Source organism: Paraburkholderia caledonica NBRC 102488, from assembly GCF_000685095.1.
Taxonomy (GTDB): domain Bacteria; phylum Pseudomonadota; class Gammaproteobacteria; order Burkholderiales; family Burkholderiaceae; genus Paraburkholderia; species Paraburkholderia caledonica.
In genome coordinates, this window is the sequence record NZ_BAYE01000053.1 from 1 (window position 1) to 3,268 (window position 3,268).

Sequence of the window (3,268 nt, forward strand, 5' to 3'; positions counted from 1 at the left end):
AGTGTCGGCTTCACCATGAGTCTGTTCATCGGCTCCCTTGCTTTCGAAGGTCCCGAATATTTCACACCCGTGCGGCTCGGTGTGATCGTCGGCTCGATGCTATCGGGCGTGATGGGCTATCTGCTTCTCCGGTGCGTGCGGGGTTATTCCGGACCAACCTCATCGAACGGGATTAACTAGCCCATTCATTTAAGTACAGAAGACCATCATGAGCCTCGACACGTTGGAAACGCTGATGGCGGCTTCCCTCGTTCTTCTGCTCGGGCGGCAGATCCTTGCTCGCGTGCGCATACTGCGAACTTACAGCATCCCCGAACCGGTCGTCGGCGGCCTGCTTGTAGCGCTGTTGGCCTTCGCGTTACGGGGGGTCTTGCAAATCGACGTACGTTTTGACACGACGCTACAGGCGCCGCTGATGCTGACATTCTTCGCCACCATCGGTCTTAACGCAGATCTGGCAGGGCTGAAAGCGGGCGGGCGTTCGCTGATTGTCTTTCTCGGTGCCGTGGTCGGCCTGCTCGTGATGCAGGACGCGCTCGGCATTGCACTCGCCTGGGCGTTGGGGCAGGAGCGCATTCTCGGCCTGCTCGGGGCGTCAGTGACCCTCTCAGGCGGGCATGGCACCGGCGCAGCGTGGGCCAAGGTGTTTGCCGAGCGTCACGGCCTCGCAGCGGCAACGGAGATCGCGATTGCCTGTGCTACGTTCGGCTTGATACTCGGGGGATTGATCGGCGGCCCGGTCGCGCGTTTCCTGATCACGCGCTATAGCCTTGCTCCCAAACAAGAATCCGTTGTGGAAGCCGCGACTGGCTTCGAGCAACCCAAAGCTCTCCGGCTGATCACGGTCGACGCTGTCATCGAAACAGTGGCGCTGATAGCCGTTTGCCTCGCTGTCGGGTCGGCACTTGCGTCCTGGTTGAACGGCACGGCTTTCGAGTTACCCGCGTTTGTGTGCGTATTGTTCGTGGGGGTCGTTCTGCGCAATGGACTTGCCGCGCTGGGTTGGTATCAGGTCTTCGAACGCGCAGTGTCACTGCTCGGCAATGTGAGCCTCGGGCTCTTTCTTGCAATCGCACTGATGAGCCTTCGCTTAGGAGACCTGGCCTCTCTTGCACTACCGCTTCTTGCGATCCTGGTGGTGCAAGCGGTGGCGATGGCCGCCTACGCCATTCTCATCACCTTTCGGGTCATGGGCCGCAACTACGACGCAGCGGTGTTAGCCGCCGGGCACTGCGGTTTTGGTCTAGGGGCCACGCCGACTGCAATCGCCAATATGCAAGCCATAACGGAGCGGTTCGGCCCCTCCCATCTTGCCTTTCTGGTGGTGCCGATGGTGGGAGCATTTTTTATCGACATTGCGAATGCAATCGTCATTAAATTGTTCCTGCTCCTGCCAATTTATGGGTGAAGTTGGACCCCTGGCCGCCGGAACGAATGCCTCAGGCTTCCTGAGCGATGCCGCGCACGATTTCATCGAAACCCCCATCGTACACAGTATCTACTTCGGATCGTAATGCGCCCCGCCTGCCTCGCGCTGTTCACGCGAGCCGGCGAGCGCTCATTCGCAATTCATTCTCCTCCCGTTCCAGGTTTTCCCAAAGCTAACACTGGATGGGAAAGGTAGCAGCCTCGTTTTTCGCGGCCGACGGGGAACAGGACGCAGTGGACCGCGAGCTCTCAACTGACGCTGCAACGGAAGCCGTGTCGATAGCCGGTGCGCCGCCTTAGCGGACACACGACACGTAGTTCCTATGTGGATCGTGATCAATACTCATTTGACCATTGCTAAGATTGACAACCTTGTGGACGCCGTTACCCGCGCGCGTATGTGACCAATATCGGCTATCGCCGCCCCAGCCATAGAGCCCACCGGGATAACGCGAATCGTTTTCTGGTGCGACGATAACGAATCTGCTCGCCGTAGCGGCACCGTTACGCCTATTCGCGTAGGCGAACAGCGCCTTCAGCTCATTGACCGTCGGTAGCCGCATATTGCGCTTCACGCATTGGTACAACGCGTCGTGGTAGTCATATCGGAGCACCCGCTCTCCATTGAAGGTGTCTCGGGGGCTCTTTTTCGTTGGCGGAACTCTCATCTCCCGCGAATCGGTATCCCTTACTGGGCGGCTGAAACACGTCTTGAGAGAGAAGACAGTTGTCCCACCGCCGATCATTCGGTACGTTCCTTCAGGCATGCAAATTCCTTCAGTGTCGACCGTCGAGCCCACCGGTACCGCGGCAAGCGAAAGGCTGGAAGTGAGAATGGATGCTGCAGTTAACAGTGCGCGAATCAGCACCGATCCCAGCTTCCACTTTTCGACGATGAGGATCATAGCAGTCCAGAAATATTTGATTACTGATCAAGTCGACACGACGAAGGCGCTAGCACTGCATATCACCGAGTTCGAAGCGGCCTCGCGCGCGCTGTAACTAGCCCTTCAGAAGTCGACCGCCTGTGCTTTCGTTTACCCCCGATTTTCGCAGGGCTGTGCTTGGAAAAGACAATCGGGGGCGGGTCAGTTCAACGCCCACCTTCGGCCCGCTGATTGCAGCTTCCCGGCTCTTCGACCGACTGTCAAACGACTGACAAATCAACGTGATTCGGGATACGTGCCGCAGCTTTGCCAAGGCCAATTAGGCCATGAAATCGCCATCCGTTGCGCATGTCACACGCGGACTCGACAACCTTGCTCTACTTTTTTCTTCACCTGGATCCGCAAGGATCGCAGCATTGCCGCGTATTAGATCGATTGTATGCTGTACGTTCGACTGCTTTACAGCATTGACCATTTGGAATTTTTGCCAGTGCGTTCACTCGGAGGCATCAATGAGAATCGTCCCACAGTCTGTTTCGCAGGCGCTCTTCGAGCGCGGCGGTTTGAAAGATGTCTTCGAACACGCCAGAAATCTTGTGGTGGCGACGATTATCGTCGCGGCAGGCTTCGAGACTGTGCGAAGGTTCGATACCATTGATCTCTTGGGTATGCACAATCCCCTGTTCGCAGGCTATTTCGTTTCCGGGGCAGGATGCACACTCCTTGCTCTCAACTTCTTGGACGGGCTGCGAAGGCTGGCGAAACTGCGGTGGCACTTTGTGTTACAGGCTGCACTGAGCTTTGCTTACTTGTTCTTTTCGTTGCGACTCGTCCAGCTGATCATTTTCTTTAGAACTAAGATCTGCTAGCAGCATTCTTGGAATACTGAACGGTAATGCCATTGCCGATCCCGCCAGAGCGCCGTATCAGTCAGTGACCGGTGCAACCGGCGC

Annotated in this window: 4 protein-coding genes; 3 read left to right on the top strand and 1 reads right to left on the bottom strand. The window is 57.0% G+C overall.

Annotated elements, in window-relative coordinates; genetic code table 11:
- A partial coding sequence (locus BCA01S_RS36340; RefSeq protein ID WP_042320513.1) for a Na+/H+ antiporter NhaA occupies nt 1–180 on the top strand: 180 nt, incomplete at its 5' end.
- Nucleotides 181–208: 28 nt separating this feature from the next.
- A complete protein-coding gene (gene gltS / locus BCA01S_RS34115) occupies nt 209–1,408 on the top strand; it encodes a sodium/glutamate symporter (RefSeq protein ID WP_208459236.1) in 1,200 nt (399 codons plus the stop codon).
- A 316-nt stretch (nt 1,409–1,724) separates the two neighbouring features.
- On the opposite strand, the gene BCA01S_RS34120 is transcribed toward gltS, so the two are convergent.
- Nucleotides 1,725–2,333, bottom strand: coding sequence for an adhesion domain-containing protein (locus BCA01S_RS34120; protein ID WP_156955205.1), 609 nt, complete (start codon nt 2,331–2,333; stop codon nt 1,725–1,727).
- A 494-nt stretch (nt 2,334–2,827) separates the two neighbouring features.
- On the opposite strand from BCA01S_RS34120, the gene BCA01S_RS34130 reads away from it, so the two are divergent.
- Nucleotides 2,828–3,184 carry a hypothetical protein gene (locus BCA01S_RS34130; protein WP_042320515.1) on the top strand — a complete coding sequence of 119 codons (357 nt, stop codon included), beginning with the start codon at nt 2,828–2,830 and terminating at the stop codon, nt 3,182–3,184.
- The last annotated feature ends 84 nt before the right edge of the window (nt 3,185–3,268 follow it).

What these genes read in the sequence shown, in the direction of transcription:
- gltS (WP_208459236.1), top strand. Translation starts at nt 209, where the DNA reads ATGAGCCTCGACACGTTGGAAACGCTGATGGCGGCTTCCCTCGTTCTT.
- BCA01S_RS34120 (WP_156955205.1), bottom strand. Translation starts at nt 2,333, where the DNA reads ATGATCCTCATCGTCGAAAAGTGGAAGCTGGGATCGGTGCTGATTCGC.
- BCA01S_RS34130 (WP_042320515.1), top strand. Translation starts at nt 2,828, where the DNA reads ATGAGAATCGTCCCACAGTCTGTTTCGCAGGCGCTCTTCGAGCGCGGC.